This window comes from Latilactobacillus sakei subsp. sakei DSM 20017 = JCM 1157 (genome assembly GCF_002370355.1).
GTDB lineage: Bacteria > Bacillota > Bacilli > Lactobacillales > Lactobacillaceae > Latilactobacillus > Latilactobacillus sakei.
In genome coordinates, this window is sequence record NZ_AP017929.1 from 1,298,194 (window position 1) to 1,313,773 (window position 15,580).

The window sequence follows — 15,580 nt, forward strand, 5'->3', positions numbered from 1 at the left end:
GGAATCTTGTGGGTGATAAATATCCCATTATTAGCATTTTGGGAATTCGTTTTAATTTAGCGAACTGCCTTTCGGTATTATTAAGTGCAGCAATTGTTTTCGCGCTCGTCTTCTTCTTATCAAGAAAGATTGCGTTGAAACCAACCAAGCGGCAGAACGTCCTGGAATGGATGATCGATTTTACTAATGGTATCGTTAAGAGTGCTATGCCGGGCGAAGAAGGGAAGCAATTCTACCTATTTGCCTTTGTTATGTTTCTTTTCGTATTCATTAGTAATCAGTTCGGTTTGATTTTCCAGATGAAGGTGGACGAAGTGGTTTGGCTGAAGAGTCCAACTGCGGATCCGATTATTACAATGTCCTTAGCGATGATTGTATTAGTCCTTTCGCATTATTTCAGTATTGAACGACTAGGATTTGGTAATTATTTGAAGAGTTATATTAAACCAGTAGGATTTTTCTTACCGATTAATATCATCGAACAATTTACCAATTTCTTGACGCTGTCATTGCGTTTGTATGGGAACATTTTTGCCGGGGAAGTTTTATTGAATCTTTTAGTTAAGATGGCTTTCTCGCATGGCCCAGCCACAATGCTTGTCACAGCACCAATTCAAATGGTATGGCAAGGCTTCTCCGTCTTTATCGGATCAATTCAAGCCTTTGTATTTGTAACATTATCAATGGTCTACATTTCAGAGAAAGTCGAAATGGAAGACTAAAATCAGGAGGAAAAAAATATGAACTTTTTAGCAGCAGCTATCGCAGCAGGACTTGCAGCATTCGCAGCATCATACGGTAATGGTAAGGTAATTTCTAAGACAATCGAAAGTATGGCACGCCAACCAGAATTGTCAGCACAATTAAGATCAACAATGTTTATCGGTGTTGGTTTAATTGAAGCTGTTCCAATTTTATCAATCGTCGTTTCTTTCTTGATCTTATTTAGTTAATCCGAGTGAACAACGTTTCACTTTAAAAATTAGACAGTAAGTCAAGGAAGGAGTGTCAATAGATGTTTAGTAATTTAATCGTTGGTGCTTCTGCATCTTACCTTGGAGATTCACTATTTGTACTTGTTGTCTTCATCATCTTAGTCGCTTTAGTGGGTAAATTTGCTTTCGGACCTGTTTCAAAAATGATGCAGGAACGTTCAAATAAAATCACAAATGATTTAGATAGCGCCGCTCAATCACGCGAAGATGCTGCCAAATTGGCCGCACAACGTGCAACAGAGTTGAAGAGCTCTAAATCAGAAGCCGTTGAGATTGTTAACACAGCTAAACAAAACGGTGAAAAACAACGCGAAGGTATGGTTACCCTCGCTCAAGAAGAAGTCCAAACTTTAAAACAAAATGCTAAAAAAGACATCGAACAATCTCGTTTAGATGCGTTAAACAGTGCGAGAGATGATGTTGCTCAATTATCTATTGAAATTGCTTCTAAACTCATTAAGAAAGAATTGTCAGTCACTGATCAAAAGTCATTGATCAATTCCTATATTGAAGGGTTGGACAAGCAAAATGAAACTAGATAAGTATGCAGTCGGACAACGCTATGCAAAGGCCTTATTTTCCCTTGCAGAACAAGAGCAACAATTTGAAAGTATCCATGATGAGATACAAGCACTCGAGACCATTTTCAATGACAATCCAAAATTAGGCACAGTTTTAACAGATACAACCTTATCTGGGTTGAAACAGCGTAACTTATTAGAATCGTTGAGTAATGATTTTAGTACTTTAATGCAACACTTTTTGAGCTTAGTTTTTGACTATCAAAGAATGGCTGAAATGCCTTATATTATCGCAGCTTATGAAGATCTTTACGATCAACATAAGGGGATTGCACACGCTAAGGTGACTTCAGCAGTTGCTTTAGACGATGATCAATTAGCTAAGATCAGTCAATCTTTCGCTAAACGCGAAGGTTTAAACGAAGTGTTAATCGAAAGTGTCGTTGATCCAGATATTATTGGTGGTATCGTGCTTGAATCGAACCATAAGGTAATCGATGGAAGTGTCAAACACGGCTTAGACCAAATTAAGTCGTTATTATTGAAATAGTCAATCGTTGATAAAGAGGTGAACCTGATGAGCATTAAAACTGAGGAAATCAGTGCATTAATTAAACAACAACTAGCAAATTATAATGAAGAATTAGCCGTTGAAGAAGTCGGTACTGTCACTTATGTTGGTGATGGGATCGCACGTGCTCACGGTTTAGAAAATGCCCTCTCAAGTGAATTGTTAGAATTCTCTAACGGTTCATACGGTGTGGCACAAAACTTGGAAACAAATGATGTTGGTATCATCATCCTCGGCGAATACGAAAATATTCGTGAAGGGGACCAAGTTAAACGGACAGGTCGGATCATGGAAGTACCTGTTGGCGATGCTTTAATCGGTCGTGTTGTTAATCCTTTGGGTCAACCAGTGGATGGACGCGGCGAAATTAAAACAGACAAAACACGTCCTATCGAAAAGAAAGCACCTGGCGTTATGGCTCGTCAATCTGTTTCAGAACCTTTACAAACAGGTTTAAAAGCGATTGATGCCTTGGTGCCAATTGGTCGTGGCCAACGTGAATTAATCATCGGGGATCGTAAGACTGGTAAAACATCTGTTGCGATCGATACGATTATTAACCAAAAAGGTCAAGATATGATTTGTATCTACGTTGCCATTGGTCAAAAGGAATCAACTGTTAGAACACAAGTTGAAACCTTACGGCGTTATGGTGCAATGGATTATACAATTGTTGTCGAAGCTGGCCCTAGCCAACCCGCACCACTCTTGTACATTGCCCCTTATGCTGGTGCAGCAATGGGTGAAGAATTCATGTATAACGGCAAGCACGTTTTAATCGTCTATGATGATTTAAGTAAACAAGCTGCTGCTTATCGTGAAATCTCATTACTTTTAAGAAGACCTCCAGGCCGTGAAGCTTACCCTGGTGATATCTTCTACTTACATTCACGTTTACTAGAACGTGCTGCTAAGTTAAGTGATGAATTAGGTGGCGGTTCAATGACTGCTTTACCTATCATCGAAACACAAGCTGGTGATATTTCAGCTTATATCCCAACTAACGTTATCTCGATCACAGATGGTCAAATCTTCTTGGAAAGTGATTTATTCTATTCAGGAACACGTCCAGCTATCGATGCTGGTTCATCTGTTTCTCGTGTTGGTGGGGCAGCTCAAACCAAGGCTATGAAGAAAGTTTCTGGGACATTACGTCTTGACCTTTCATCATACCGTGAACTAGAAGCCTTTACGCAATTCGGTTCTGATTTAGATGCCGCAACACAAGCCAAACTAAATCGTGGTAAACGGACTGTTGAAGTCTTGAAACAACCATTGCATAAACCATTACCATTTGAACAACAAACGGTAATCCTATATGCCTTAACACACGGTTTCATCGATGATGTACCTGTTGATGACATCATGCGTTATGAAAGTGGTTTAAATGATTATCTAGAAAGTAACGCTAAAGACTTGATGGATGAAATCCGTCAAACAACTAAATTGCCAGACACAGACAAACTTGATGCTGCTATTAAAGCCTTCACAGAAGGTTTTGTACCAGAACAAGCTGTCGATGACAAAGACTCAGATAAGTAAGGGGTGAATTAATTGGCTGAATCTTTAATGGATATCAAACGAAGAATCGCCTCTACTAAAAAAACTGGGCAAATTACAAGTGCTATGCAAATGGTTTCTGGTGCTAAGCTTTCTCAAATCGAAAAGAACTCAGTTGCTTACCAAGTTTATACTGATAAGATTCGAGAAATCGTGACGCATCTAGCTGCAAGTCAATTAATTGACATTGCTCGTCAAAAGAGTAGTTTACAAGCAGAACCTGCTGATTCAACTATTAAAAAGGCGATCAAGCACGAAGTAACGTTGAGTAATTTGTTAGTGGAAAGACCAATTAAGAAAACTGGTTACTTAGTTATTACAAGTGATCGAGGCTTAGTTGGTGCATATAACAGCTCAATCCTAAAAGCAATGGTCCAAATGATTTCAGAAACGCATCAATCACCTGACGAATACGCAATTCTTGCGGTCGGCGGGACTGGTGCTGATTTCTTTAAAGCACGTGGCATGAACTTAACTTACGAATATCGTGGTGTCAGTGATGTCCCTTCTTTTGAAGAAGTTAAACAAATTATTAAAACGGCCGTTGCGATGTATGATAATGGTGTTTACGATGAGTTGTACGTTTGTTACAACCACCATGTTAACTCATTAACATCTGGCTTTAGAGCTGAAAAAATGTTACCAATTACCGACTTAGATGTTTCAGAAGTTGCTGATCAAAATCTAGAATACATTACGGAACCTTCCGTGGATGATGCCTTAGACGCAATTCTACCGCAATACGCCGAAAGCTTAATTTATGGCGCAATGTTAGATTCTAAAACAGCAGAACATGCTGCTTCAATGGCAGCAATGAAGAGTGCGACCGATAACGCGAATAATTTAATTTCAGAATTATCAATTAAATATAACCGTGCACGTCAAGCTCAAATTACAACTGAAATCACCGAAATCGTCGGTGGTGCGGCAGCATTAGAATAAAAATGCGGGAGGAAGAAACAACTATGAGTATGGGAAAAGTTGTCCAAGTTATTGGTCCCGTTGTCGATGTCGAATTTTCTTTAGATACGGATTTACCAGATATCAATAATGCCTTAACAGTCGATAAAGGTAATGATGAAACTGTCGTTTTAGAGGTTGCTCTAGAATTAGGCGACGGGGTAATGCGTACAATTTCAATGGAATCTACTGACGGTTTACGTCGTGGCATGCCTGTTGAAGATGCTGGACGTGCAATTAACGTACCAGTCGGTAAAGAAACTCTAGGACGTGTTTTCAACGTCTTAGGCGAAACAATCGATGGCGGCGAAGAATTTCCTGCAGATTTTAGACGCGACAGTATTCACCGTTCTGCGCCTAAATTTGAGGAATTAAATACAAGTTCAGAAATTCTAGAAACAGGGATTAAGGTTATCGATTTACTTGCCCCTTATGTGCGTGGTGGTAAAATCGGTTTGTTCGGTGGTGCCGGTGTTGGTAAAACCGTCTTAATCCAAGAATTAATCCATAATATCGCTGAAGAACATGGTGGTATTTCTGTCTTTACTGGTGTTGGTGAACGAACACGTGAAGGTAATGACTTATACTTTGAAATGAAAGAATCAGGCGTTTTGGAAAAGACAGCCATGGTTTTCGGTCAAATGAATGAATCACCTGGTGCACGTATGCGTGTTGCCTTGACTGGTTTAACAATTGCTGAATACTTCCGTGATGTTGAAGGCCAAGATGTGCTATTGTTCATTGATAATATCTTCCGTTTCACGCAAGCTGGTTCAGAAGTTTCTGCCCTATTAGGACGGATGCCTTCAGCCGTTGGGTACCAACCAACATTGGCAACAGAAATGGGTCAATTACAAGAACGAATCACATCAACTAAAAAAGGTTCAGTTACATCTATCCAAGCCATTTATGTGCCTGCCGATGATTATACTGATCCTGCGCCTGCGACAACTTTCGCGCATTTGGATGCCACAACTAACTTGGATCGTAAGTTAACACAACAAGGTATTTACCCTGCTGTTAACCCACTAGAATCATCTTCTAGTGCGCTTGATCCTGAAATTGTTGGCCAAGAACATTATGAAGTTGCTTCTGAAGTACAACACGTCTTACAACGTTATCGTGAATTACAAGATATCATCTCTATCTTAGGTATGGATGAATTATCTGATGATGAAAAGATTATCGTTGCACGTGCTCGTCGGATTCAATTCTTCCTATCACAAAACTTCCACGTTGCCGAAGCCTTCACAGGCCAAGCCGGTTCATACGTGCCAGTTAAGGATACTGTTTCTGGTTTCAAAGCCATCCTTGCGGGTGACTACGATGATGTCCCAGAAGAAGCATTCCGTCTTGTTGGGAACATTGACGCTGCATTAGCAAAGGCAAAAGAAATGGGCTATACACAGTCTGAAAAGGCTGTCGATCAAGACTAGAAAGGGGCGTTAATGATGGCAGAAGAGCAAAAGGTATTAACCGTTAATATCGTAACTCCTGATGGTGTCGTTTATGATCACCATGCTTCAATGTTGGTTGTACCAGCAATGGCAGGACAACTCGGTATTATGGCTAATCATGAGCCAATTATTACCCCTCTAGAAATTGGTGAAATTCGTGTTAAGCGGACGGATAACCCAGGGCATGAAGACGCCATTGCAATTACTGGCGGCTTTATGGAAGTTAGTCATAACATCGCTTCAATCGTTGCTGATGGTGCCGAACGTGCGCGCGATATTAACTTATCACGTGCCCAACGTGCTAAACAACGTGCTGAAGACGCTATTAAGACGGCTTCAGAAAAACATGATTCAGACGAATTACGTCGGGCTCAAATCGCACTTCAACGCGCGATGAACCGGATTGACGTCAAAAATCATTTACAATAGTTATTGCAAGAAGCCCTCACGGCAAAAGTCGTGGGGGCTTTTTTTGTTGTGTTATAATACAATCCAATCTTCTTTTATTAAGAAAACAGCTAAATACAGACAAGGGACTTTTCTGTGTGTTACAATGTCCCTATATCCATTCATAGAGGGGCGTTATTGAAGTGCAATCAATTGGATCACAAGCAGTTGTTACCATTATTAGTCATATCGGCTTTATCGTTCTTAGTTTTTACGGTCTACAGTCTTTACGACTTGAACAGCTTTTTAAACCGAATCATATTCGACAGATTCAGATTGTTCTCATGTTTACAGCCATCGTAATGGGTTATTTAGTGAGTCAATTCTTTTTAGAAATTATCGCGCAAGCGCGCAATATCATTTTTTTAGTCCAATAAATTAGCAGTCATATCGGAGGGAAACTCTTGGAAAAATTGATCATACAAGGCGGACAACCATTAGTTGGTGATGTCCACATCGAAGGTGCTAAAAATGCAGTCTTACCAATCATGGCAGCGGCACTTTTAGCCTCTAAAGGACCAGTTGAATTAACGAACGTGCCAATCTTATCAGATGTTTTTATGATGCAAGATGTTTTGAAGAGTCTGGATGCACGTGTTAAATTTGATGAACAACGTAACTATCTAATGATTGATGCCAATCAACCACTAAACTTTGAAGCGGCATTCGAATATGTTTCAAAGATGCGGGCCTCAATTGTTGTCATGGGACCATTATTAGCAAGATTGGGTCATGCCCGAGTTGCCATGCCAGGTGGCTGTGCAATTGGTTCAAGACCAGTTGACTTACACCTCAAGGGTTTTGAAGCACTCGGCGCAACGATTACACAAAGTCATGGTTACATAGAAGCCAAGGCCGACCAATTAGTTGGTGCAAACATCTATTTAGACTTTCCAAGTGTTGGTGCAACGCAAAATATCATGATGGCAGCAACCTTAGCTAAGGGCACAACAGTCATCGAAAACGTTGCCCGCGAACCAGAAATCGTTGATTTAGCTAACGTCTTGAATAAGATGGGCGCCAAAGTTTTCGGTGCTGGGACTGAAGAAATTCGGATTGAAGGGGTTACTGAATTAAAGGGGACCGAACACAGTATTGTGCAAGATCGAATTGAAGCAGGGACCTTCATGATTGCCGCAGCAGCTACTAAGGGTAATGTTTTAGTTGAAGAAGCTATTTCTGAACATAATAAACCTTTATTGTCTAAACTAGCTGAAATGGGCGCACAAGTCATCGAGGAAAGAAAATGGCATCCGGATTATCGGCCCTGATGAATTGAAACCAAGTAATATCAAAACCTTGCCATATCCTGGTTTCCCAACGGATATGCAAGCACAAATGACCGCTTTACAATTGATGGCTCATGGGACGAGTGTCATGACTGAAACAGTCTTCGAGAATCGTTTCATGCACTTAGAAGAATTACGACGTATGAATGCCGATTACCAAATCGAAGGCCAATCTGTCATCTTATACGGTCCTACTGAATTAACGGGTGCTGAAGTGGCCGCTTCTGATTTACGAGCAGCAGCAGCATTAGTGATTGCTGGTTTAGTGGCCAATGGTGAGACACTTGTCACAAACCTACAATACATGGATCGTGGTTATTATCACTTCCATCAAAAATTACGTGCCTTAGGCGCACATATCAGTCGTGCTGATTTTGATGAAGCCGGTCATCGTAAAACAACTCAAAAATTAGCTTAATTAGCAGTTATTAAAGAATGATATTCGTTTTTAGACGGACGTCATTCTTTTTTAGTGTTAATTTCGTAAACGAAACTTATATTTTATTGATATTAGGCTTGTGGTATAATTGACTATTGAATATGGTTTCTGGAAGGAGCAACACTAAATGGCTAAAGATATCGGAATTGATTTAGGGACAGCCAACGTCTTAATTAACGTTATGGACAAAGGCATTGTTCTTAATGAACCTTCAGTCGTTGCGATCGATACTAAAACAAAAAAAGTATTAGCAGTTGGTTCTGAAGCATACAGCATGGTCGGTCGGACACCCGGCAATATTTTGGCAGTGCGCCCACTTAAAGATGGTGTGATTGCTGATTTTGATATGACCGAAGCAATGCTTGCTTATTTCATTAATAAATTAAACGTCAAAGGTTTTCTATCAAAACCAAACATCTTAATTTGTTGTCCAACAAATATTACATCGATTGAACAAAAAGCAATTGTAGAAGCTGCAGAAAAATCTGGCGGCGGTAAAGTTTTCTTAGAATTTGAACCTAAGGTTGCGGCCGTGGGTGCTGGGATGGATATTTTCCAACCACGCGGTAACATGGTGATCGATATTGGTGGTGGGACGAGTGATATCGCCGTACTATCAATGGGTGAAGTTGTGACAAGTCGTTCATTACGGCTTGCTGGTGATCGCATGAATGCTGAAATCGCAGCATACGTTAAACGTAAACATAACTTATTAATCGGTGAACATACTGCCGAAACAATCAAGTTGAAGATTGGTAGTGTTTGGCATGCTGATGCAAGTGAACAACTAGAAGTCCGTGGCCGTGATATTGTCGGTGGTTTACCAGTGTCAATCACGATTGGTGCGGATGAAGTTGAGCTTGCCTTGCACGAAACAATGATGGCCATTGTTGCCGCTGCTAAAGAAGTGCTTGAAGTGACACCACCAGAATTAGCCGGTGATATTATTGATCGCGGGATTATGTTAACCGGTGGTGGCGCGCTATTACGCAATATTGCCAACCTCTTTTCTGAACACCTTAAGGTCCCAGTTGTCTTAGCTGAAAAGCCATTGGACGCAGTTGCCTTAGGTACGGGTGTTTTATTAGAAAATATTGCCCAAAAACGAGCACACTAAATCAGAAGTAAGGGATTGTGAATATTGTGTATCGATCAAATTTTGAAGAGCACGTCAAACCAGTTCTTAAAAAGATCTTACTAGTCATTGTTTTAATGATTTTCGCTGGGTTAATTGGTCAAATGATTGGTTTTGCAATGGGTGGTCAAAACCCATTTGCCGTCTTTTTACCAAGTACCTGGAGTCACATTATTAATTTCTTGCAGTAGGTCAGGATAAGTGGTGATTGCATGCAAAAGATATTAATTGCACTTGTGCGGTTTTACCAAACTGGTATTTCGCCATTCTTACCACCGAGCTGTCGGTATTATCCGACTTGCTCTAGTTATATGATTCAAGCCATTCAAAAACATGGCGCTATTAAGGGACTGATTATGGGAATCGGCCGTATTTTGCGGTGTCATCCGTTTGTAAAGGGTGGTTATGATCCCGTTCCGGACCACTTCACAGTGTTTCGGAATAAGTCTGTTAATGACTAATGTTACAAAATAAGGAGTTTCAAAAAATATGTCTAAAAAAGAACAACGCGTAGAAGTCACAATTGATGATATTAACCGTAACGGCCAGGCAATGACGAGTGTCAAAGTTGGCAAAAACGAAGTCGGTGTTATTATCGAAGATAGTGCTAAAAAACGGTTCGAAGCAACTGTCGAAGGTACTGGCCAAAGCATCATTACTAAAACACACGACGATGCTGTTAACGAATTACTACGGGAGTATCACTTACACCAAGGTTAATTCTTAAGAATTAATTAGCTTTAGAGTAACCCGGCAGATTTTTGGCCGGGTTATTTTATAATTAAGACAGTTTTTAGTTGAAGGAGACTTAACATGCCAAAGGAATTAGAAAAAGTCGACGATACTTCGCGTGTAGATTACGGGATTGTTTTTTCCGTCTTCATGTTAGCGTTAGTGGGTTTAATGTCGATTTATGTCGCGGTAACGCATGATACAAGTAGTGCCAGCTCAACGCGAGCTGTGCTGATGCAGGCGGCTTGGTACGTCATTGGTGGGATCGCAATTGTGGCCATCATGCAGTTTGATTCGGAACAGCTCTGGCGAGTTGCGCCGATTGCTTATGGCATTGGGATTTTCCTCTTAGTTGCCGTTTTATTCTTTTATAATAAATCGGTTGCGATTCAAACTGGTGCTAAGAGTTGGTTCGCGCTAGGGCCGATTTCGTTCCAGCCTTCCGAAGTGATGAAGCCGGCTTATATCTTAATGATGAGTCGGGTTGTCACTAAGCACAATACCGAGTATCCAGAACACACGATTAATACGGATTGGTTATTGTTAGGCCGATTATTAATTTGGACATTACCAGTTATGGTACTTTTGAAATTACAAAATGATTTTGGGACATTATTGGTGTTCGTCGCAATTTTGGGTGGCATTATCTTAGTATCTGGGATTACTTGGAAGATTTTAGCACCTGCAATGGCTATAATGGCGGCCATTGGTGGGACGGCTTTGACCTTGGCTGCAACAACCCCAGGGCGGGCGATTTTAACCCACTTAGGCTTTAAAACCTATCAATTTAACCGAATTGATGCCTGGTTACATCCGTTTGATAATACGGCCAGCACAAGTTTGCAATTATCTCAAAGTTTAAAGGCCATCGGGTCTGGTCAATTATTTGGTAAAGGCTTCAATCAAATTCAGGTTAATGTACCGGTTCGTGAATCTGATATGATTTTCTCCGTAATTGGTGAAAACTTCGGCTTCATCGGTTCTTGTTTAGTCATTTTGTTGTATTTCTTGTTGATCTACCAAATGATTCGGGTCACATTTGATACCAAAAATGAGTTTTATGCCTATGTTTCAACGGGTGTTATCATGATGATTCTTTTCCATGTTTTTGAAAATATTGGGATGAGTGTTGGTCTATTACCATTGACCGGTATTCCATTACCATTTATTTCACAAGGTGGTTCATCGCTATTGGGGAACATGATGGGGATTGGCTTTATCATGTCGATGCGGTACCATTATAAGAGTTATATGTTCAGCGAATCTGAAGATACTTTCTAGGAGTGAAAACAATTGACAATGAGTAACAATGATTATTTTTGGACAGAAGAAATCGCAGCTTCAATCAGACGAATTGGTTTGACTAAGGGTGCGCAAAATGAATTTGGGTTAATTAAATTTGTAGATGTCCCAGTTGAAGGGCAAAAGATGGCACTTGATATGCCACTTGTTGCGATTGAAGCTGAAAAAATGGTTCAAGAGTTGGATAGTCCTTTAGCGGGTGAATTAGTCAATGTCAATACTGATTTAGCCGATAATCCCGAATTATTAAATGCGGATAATGAAAAAGATGCGTGGATTGCCGATATTCGAATTTCTGATAATTAGACTTGACATCTGGCGTCTGATTAATTAAGATAAGAATTACTTAATACAAGCGATGAAAAGATGAGTAGATGATTTAGTAGCATTTTAAGAGAGTCCGGTCAGGTGCAAGCGGATAATGCGAACGATTTTCGAATATGGTCTTTGAGCAAATTCATTTGGTAAGGTTTAACTGAGCCGAATGCGGGGGTTGCCCGATATAGCGAACGAGTATCGATCCTGGTACTTTGTAAGGCGATTATTGTGAAGTAGTCGTGAAATTAAGGTGGTAACACGCAAATTGGCGTCCTTTCTCTCATTTATTTATTTGAGAGGGAGGACTTTTTTTGTACATTTTTAGTCAAAGGGAGAGAATGCAATGTTAGAACTAAAGCAAGTTGGTAAGGTTTACCAACGAGAACAACAGACATTTACAGCACTCAGCGATATTTCATTGAAAATTGAAGCGGGTGAAATTTATGGCATTATCGGTTATTCAGGCGCTGGTAAGAGTACGTTAATTCGATTATTAAACGGTTTGGAAAAACCAACTAGCGGGGATGTCTTGGTCAACGGTCAATCAATCGTTGGTTTGAGCGAACAAGCAATGCGACCAATTCGGCAAAAGATTGGCATGATTTTTCAACACTTCAATCTACTCTGGTCAAAAACAATTCTTGAAAATATCGCCTTACCGCTTAAATTAGCGGGGGTTGGCAAGAAGGAACGCTTAGCTAAGGCCAAAGAGATGTTGGCATTAGTTGAGCTAACAGACTTGGGCGCCGCTTATCCTAGCGAACTTTCAGGGGGCCAAAAGCAACGGGTCGCGATTGCCCGTGCATTAATCAGCGAACCGGCCATCTTGTTATGTGATGAAGCAACCAGTGCTTTGGATCCTAAAACAACGAATTCAATTTTAAGTCTTTTAGCTAAGATTAATCAGGAAATGGGCATCACGATTGTGCTGGTAACCCACGAAATGGATGCGGTACGCCGGATCTGCCAACGAATCGCAGTGATGGCAGCCGGTCGGGTGATTGAAGAAGGGACGACACAAGCGATTTTCGAAACGCCACAGGCAGAAGTGACGAAAGCCTTTGTTTCAGAATCATTGGTGATTACGCCTAGCGAAACAGCCGCTTCAATCGAACAGTTGTTGACGCGGGTACCAGAGGGCACGATCGTCAAGCTCCGGTTTAACGAAGAACAATCGAGTCAGCCAGTTATTGGCCAATTAATGCGCCGCTACCCAAGTGTTGAAGTCAGCGTGATTAGTGGGAGTTTACAACAAACGATTAATGGCGCCCTGGGGTATTTATACATTCAGATTCAAGCTAGTCCAGACGATTTAAAACAAGCATTATCCGACTTAAGTCAACAAACTATCGAAGTAGAGGTGTTAAGACATGGCTAATATCAACGGGTTTCAATCTTATTTTCAATTTAAACAAATCGACTGGCCAACGATGTGGGAAGCGACAGGCGAAACGGTTTGGCTAACGGCGGTTAGTGTCTTGCTAGTGGCGATTCTCGGTTTCTTATTGGGATTAGTCTTATATCAAACGAATGGTAAAACGGATTTTATGAGTCGGTTGTTAAATGGGATTGTCGCTTTATTCGTCAACGTTTTCCGTTCAGTGCCGTTCATCATCTTAATCGTGCTTTTGATTCCCATGACTAAGGAATTGATGGGTACCATGATTGGTCCCAAAGCTGCAATTCCAGCATTAATCGTTTCGGCAGCACCATTTTATGCGCGGTTAGTAGAATTAGCCTTTCGTGAAGTTGATAGCGGGGTGATTGAAGCGACCCGCGCACTAGGCGCTTCAAAATGGCAAATTATCTGGCAAGTTCTTTTACCAGAAAGCATGCCCGCACTGGTTTCCGGATTAACCGTCACTGCGATTTCATTACTTGGTTACACGGCAATGGCTGGTGTGATTGGGGCCGGTGGCTTGGGGAACTTAGCCTACACTGAAGGCTTTCAAGCAAACCAAAATACAATTACGTTAGTGGCGACAATCATTATTTTAATCATCGTGTTCATTTGTCAAAAAGCCGGTGACATTATCATCGCTAAAATTGATCATCGTTAAAACAGAGGGAGAAAAGTAGATGCAAAAAAGATATTTAAGCGTACTCGCTGGGCTTTTAATTGTTGGCTTACTGTTAACTGGCTGTCGCGCTAAAAAAGCAGATCCCAATACGATTGTGATTGGCGCATCAACCATTCCGCATGCCGCCATTTTAAGACACATTAAACCCGAATTAAAAAAAGAAGGCATCACATTGGATGTCAAAGCGTTCAGTGATTATGTATTACCTAATAAGGCTTTAGCAAGCGGTGAATTGACCGCCAACTATTACCAACACATTCCGTTTATGAAAAAGGCTAACCACGATAATGGTTATCACTTAGTGAGTGCCGGTGGGATTCATCTGGAACCACTAGGTCTTTATAGTAAGCGAGTTAAAAAATTGAGTGCCGTCAAAACCGGCGCTACCGTTCTAGTTTCAAATAGTCAAACTGACTGGGGCCGGGTCCTCTCGATTCTAAAAGCAGGCGGCTTGATCACCTTGAAACCAGGGGTCAAAGTTGAAAATGCAACCTTTAATGATATCGCCAAAAATCCGAAGAAGCTCAAATTTAAGTACACATTTGAACCGAAATTGATGCCTGAATTGTTGAAAAATGATGAAGGTACACTGGTTGCCATCAATTCAAACTATGCGGTTCAAGCCGGCTTCACACCGGAAAAAGATGCAGTGGCAATCGAAAGCCTCTCATCACCATACGTGAACGTCGTCGCTGTTAATAAAGGCGACGAAAACAAACCCGCAATCAAGAAGTTAATCAAAGCACTCAAATCAAAATCAACCCAAGCCTGGATTAAAAAGCAATGGCACGGGGCGGTATTACCCGTTAAATAATGAAGGAAAAGTCTTATCGAAGGATAGGGCTTTTTTATTAACATATTTTTGGGAGATAGATAAGAATTGATTCTTTTTTACAATCATTCTTCTATTGAAAAGCGTTCTCATTTAGCTTAGAATTAAGTCAGCAACAACGTGCTATAATGCGATTTTTGGAGGGTCAGTAATGTCTAAATTAGAAATTATCGATTTACACGTCGGAATTGACGGTAAAGAAATTTTAAAAGGTGTTAACTTAGAAATGAATACGGGTGAGATTCACGCCATCATGGGACCAAATGGGACCGGGAAATCAACCCTTTCAGAAACCATCATGGGTAATCCTAAATATGAAGTGCTTCAAGGTGAAATTAAATTAGACGGTCAAAATATTCTTGAAATGCCAGTTGATGAACGAGCACGCGCTGGCTTATTCTTAGCGATGCAATATCCATCTGAAATTCAAGGTGTTACGAACGCTGAATTTATGCGAGCTGCTATCAATGCGCGCCGGGCTGAAGATGATCAAATCTCGATCATGGCCTTCTTGAAAAAATTAGATCAACGCATGGCTGTCTTAGATATGACAGAAGAAATGTCTGAACGTTACTTAAACGAAGGCTTTTCTGGTGGTGAAAAGAAACGGAATGAAATTCTACAATTAATGATGATTGAACCTAAATTTGCTATTTTAGATGAAATTGATTCTGGTTTAGATATCGATGCCCTTCAAGTTGTTTCTAAAGGGGTCAATGAAATGCGCGGCGATAACTTCGGTTCATTGATTATCACGCATTATCAACGTTTATTGAACTACATTGTGCCTGATTTCGTGCACATCATGATGGGCGGTAAAATCGTGACGACTGGTGATGCATCATTGGCCAAACGTCTAGAAGACGAAGGTTACGCCGGTATTCGTGATGAATTAGGGTTAGACATTAAATTAACTGACGATGAAAGTAAATAGGGGGCGG

At 40.7% G+C, this 15,580-nt stretch carries 19 protein-coding genes and 1 pseudogene; all 20 read left to right on the forward strand.

The window, feature by feature from the left end; translation table 11 throughout:
• Positions 1 to 8 precede the first annotated feature (8 nt).
• The 20 genes and pseudogenes from atpB to sufC all read left to right on the forward strand — a co-directional run bounded on the left by atpB (position 9) and on the right by sufC (position 15,573).
• Entirely contained in the window at positions 9 to 722 is a 714-nt protein-coding gene (gene atpB / locus LEUCM_RS06505) for a F0F1 ATP synthase subunit A (RefSeq protein ID WP_011374831.1), read from the forward strand.
• Between the two features lie 18 nt (positions 723 to 740).
• On the forward strand, positions 741 to 953 hold the full coding sequence (gene atpE / locus LEUCM_RS06510; RefSeq protein ID WP_011374830.1) for a F0F1 ATP synthase subunit C: 213 nt from the start codon (positions 741 to 743) through the stop codon (positions 951 to 953).
• 62 nt (positions 954 to 1,015) lie between these two features.
• Complete coding sequence (gene atpF, locus LEUCM_RS06515) at positions 1,016 to 1,537, forward strand: F0F1 ATP synthase subunit B (RefSeq protein WP_011374829.1); 522 nt, start codon at positions 1,016 to 1,018, stop codon at positions 1,535 to 1,537.
• Positions 1,524 to 2,066: an ATP synthase F1 subunit delta gene (atpH, locus tag LEUCM_RS06520; protein ID WP_011374828.1), complete on the forward strand. Its 543-nt coding sequence runs from the start codon at positions 1,524 to 1,526 to the stop codon at positions 2,064 to 2,066. Before atpF ends, atpH begins: the two co-directional genes overlap by 14 nt.
• 27 nt (positions 2,067 to 2,093) lie before the next feature.
• Positions 2,094 to 3,629, forward strand: a complete 1,536-nt coding sequence (gene atpA / locus LEUCM_RS06525) for a F0F1 ATP synthase subunit alpha (protein WP_016265263.1) — start codon at positions 2,094 to 2,096, stop codon at positions 3,627 to 3,629.
• Between the two features lie 12 nt (positions 3,630 to 3,641).
• Positions 3,642 to 4,589, forward strand: a complete 948-nt coding sequence (locus LEUCM_RS06530; protein WP_011374826.1) for a F0F1 ATP synthase subunit gamma — start codon at positions 3,642 to 3,644, stop codon at positions 4,587 to 4,589.
• A 23-nt stretch (positions 4,590 to 4,612) separates the two neighbouring features.
• The gene (atpD, locus tag LEUCM_RS06535) at positions 4,613 to 6,043 is read left to right on the forward strand and encodes a F0F1 ATP synthase subunit beta (protein ID WP_016265262.1); all 1,431 of its coding nucleotides are present in this window, start codon (positions 4,613 to 4,615) and stop codon (positions 6,041 to 6,043) included.
• A gap of 15 nt (positions 6,044 to 6,058) precedes the next feature.
• The gene (locus LEUCM_RS06540; RefSeq protein WP_025016451.1) at positions 6,059 to 6,493 is read left to right on the forward strand and encodes a F0F1 ATP synthase subunit epsilon; all 435 of its coding nucleotides are present in this window, start codon (positions 6,059 to 6,061) and stop codon (positions 6,491 to 6,493) included.
• Between the two features lie 161 nt (positions 6,494 to 6,654).
• Positions 6,655 to 6,888, forward strand: a complete 234-nt coding sequence (locus LEUCM_RS06545; protein ID WP_016265261.1) for a DUF1146 family protein — start codon at positions 6,655 to 6,657, stop codon at positions 6,886 to 6,888.
• Between the two features lie 27 nt (positions 6,889 to 6,915).
• Positions 6,916 to 8,218 (forward strand): annotated as a pseudogene (murA, locus tag LEUCM_RS06550) (UDP-N-acetylglucosamine 1-carboxyvinyltransferase).
• A 148-nt stretch (positions 8,219 to 8,366) separates the two neighbouring features.
• Complete coding sequence (locus LEUCM_RS06555) at positions 8,367 to 9,356, forward strand: rod shape-determining protein (protein ID WP_016265259.1); 990 nt, start codon at positions 8,367 to 8,369, stop codon at positions 9,354 to 9,356.
• Positions 9,357 to 9,382: 26 nt separating this feature from the next.
• Positions 9,383 to 9,565: a DNA-directed RNA polymerase subunit beta gene (locus tag LEUCM_RS06560; RefSeq protein ID WP_011374820.1), complete on the forward strand. Its 183-nt coding sequence runs from the start codon at positions 9,383 to 9,385 to the stop codon at positions 9,563 to 9,565.
• A 21-nt stretch (positions 9,566 to 9,586) separates the two neighbouring features.
• On the forward strand, positions 9,587 to 9,835 hold the full coding sequence (yidD, locus tag LEUCM_RS06565; protein WP_025016453.1) for a membrane protein insertion efficiency factor YidD: 249 nt from the start codon (positions 9,587 to 9,589) through the stop codon (positions 9,833 to 9,835).
• 28 nt (positions 9,836 to 9,863) lie between these two features.
• Positions 9,864 to 10,094: a DUF2969 domain-containing protein gene (locus tag LEUCM_RS06570; protein WP_016265256.1), complete on the forward strand. Its 231-nt coding sequence runs from the start codon at positions 9,864 to 9,866 to the stop codon at positions 10,092 to 10,094.
• 93 nt (positions 10,095 to 10,187) lie between these two features.
• Positions 10,188 to 11,387, forward strand: coding sequence for an FtsW/RodA/SpoVE family cell cycle protein (locus LEUCM_RS06575; protein ID WP_016265255.1), 1,200 nt, complete (start codon positions 10,188 to 10,190; stop codon positions 11,385 to 11,387).
• An 18-nt stretch (positions 11,388 to 11,405) separates the two neighbouring features.
• Positions 11,406 to 11,714, forward strand: coding sequence for a glycine cleavage system H family protein (locus LEUCM_RS06580; protein WP_025016454.1), 309 nt, complete (start codon positions 11,406 to 11,408; stop codon positions 11,712 to 11,714).
• Between the two features lie 355 nt (positions 11,715 to 12,069).
• Positions 12,070 to 13,104: a methionine ABC transporter ATP-binding protein gene (locus LEUCM_RS06585; protein ID WP_016265253.1), complete on the forward strand. Its 1,035-nt coding sequence runs from the start codon at positions 12,070 to 12,072 to the stop codon at positions 13,102 to 13,104.
• Positions 13,097 to 13,786, forward strand: coding sequence for a methionine ABC transporter permease (locus tag LEUCM_RS06590; protein ID WP_016265252.1), 690 nt, complete (start codon positions 13,097 to 13,099; stop codon positions 13,784 to 13,786). Before LEUCM_RS06585 ends, LEUCM_RS06590 begins: the two co-directional genes overlap by 8 nt.
• A 19-nt stretch (positions 13,787 to 13,805) precedes the next feature.
• Positions 13,806 to 14,621 (forward strand): MetQ/NlpA family ABC transporter substrate-binding protein, encoded by an 816-nt coding sequence (locus tag LEUCM_RS06595; RefSeq protein WP_016265251.1) that lies wholly within the window; start codon positions 13,806 to 13,808, stop codon positions 14,619 to 14,621.
• A 169-nt stretch (positions 14,622 to 14,790) separates the two neighbouring features.
• On the forward strand, positions 14,791 to 15,573 hold the full coding sequence (gene sufC, locus LEUCM_RS06600; protein ID WP_011374812.1) for a Fe-S cluster assembly ATPase SufC: 783 nt from the start codon (positions 14,791 to 14,793) through the stop codon (positions 15,571 to 15,573).
• Positions 15,574 to 15,580 lie beyond the last annotated feature (7 nt).